Raw genomic sequence first — 1,142 nt, forward strand, 5'->3', positions numbered from 1 at the left:
CAGCTGCTGCGCGTGATGGTGCTGCGAGCAGTGGCCTGGCCGAAAGTCCGCATAATTAGACTATAGATTCCGTAAATAGACCGGTCGGAATGGGAACGCCGGCTGATAAATCACGGCCATCTGATGGCCATGCCTACGACCACAACAACAGGACAAGGACATGAACGACAACCAGATTACTGAGAACGTGACACGCCTGCAGCCGCAGATTACGGCGGCGCAGAGTATCGAACAGGTCGCCCAGGTTCTGCGCCGGAATCTTGATGCCGAAGTCGACGACGCCGACGTCCTGAGAATCTGCCGGCGGCTGGAATTCACTGATTTCGACGGCCAGGTTCGCGCTGCCAATGTCGGGTTCACGGATATTGGCGAGCTGTATTTCTACGCCGACCGGCACCAGAACCATGGCAGCACGCTGTGCGTGTCGGGGCGACAGCAGCTGATTGCGTGCTCAATGTCAGATGTCCGGTTCGCTGTCGTCGAGCGCGCGGGGCTGGTGCGCCAGCGGCTTGATGAGATGGCGCGGGCGTCTGCGGACATGGCCCGACCGCGGGGACACTTCAGAATCCACGGTCGGCATCGCGCTCTCAGAGCCGTGCCGGAAAGCGAGTTTTATGCAGTGTCCGGGCGCTATTTCAGGGACCTGAGGTTCGAACCTCATCGCAGGAATTTAATCAATGCGGACTGTGGTCCGGACGGCGGCGGTAGGCTTCTGTGCCTGACAGCTCGGCAATGGCAAATCGCAATCGCCGCAATTCCGAGCCTGCGCCTTGATGGCGAGCCCGGCCGCATGATGGTGGCGTCGGCGTGGGCCGGCTGCGTGTCGCCGGAGTTCATTGCTGCGATGGACGCTGCTGCGAGCGAGATTGGCGGCATCAGGTAGGCGTTCCGACGCAAGTGACCATGCAAGCAACGTCTATGAACGTCTATAAGTCTCGCTTGCGTAGTCACTTGCGTCCGAGAAAGTCTTTCAAACGTCTATTAAACGTCTACATCCGGATTATTCATCTTTTACTGTACTTTTTTCTTGCAATTCGCGAATGAGTTTGCCATCCTGTAATAGCAGGGCAATGCGGAGGGGAAATCTGGCTGCCGGTGCAACCAACACAGGGAGAAACGGCCATGATTTTGACTTTCGACAA

Annotated in this window: 1 protein-coding gene; it reads left to right on the forward strand. The window is 57.5% G+C overall.

Annotation, left to right across the window (positions count from 1 at the left end; all coding sequences use genetic code 11):
* The first annotated feature begins 160 nt into the window (after positions 1-160).
* Positions 161-883: a hypothetical protein gene (locus FHR90_RS17180; RefSeq protein ID WP_176626830.1), complete on the forward strand. Its 723-nt coding sequence runs from the start codon at positions 161-163 to the stop codon at positions 881-883.
* Positions 884-1,142: the final 259 nt, after the last annotated feature.

The sequence above is a fragment of the Endobacter medicaginis genome (assembly GCF_014192375.1).
GTDB lineage: Bacteria > Pseudomonadota > Alphaproteobacteria > Acetobacterales > Acetobacteraceae > Endobacter > Endobacter medicaginis.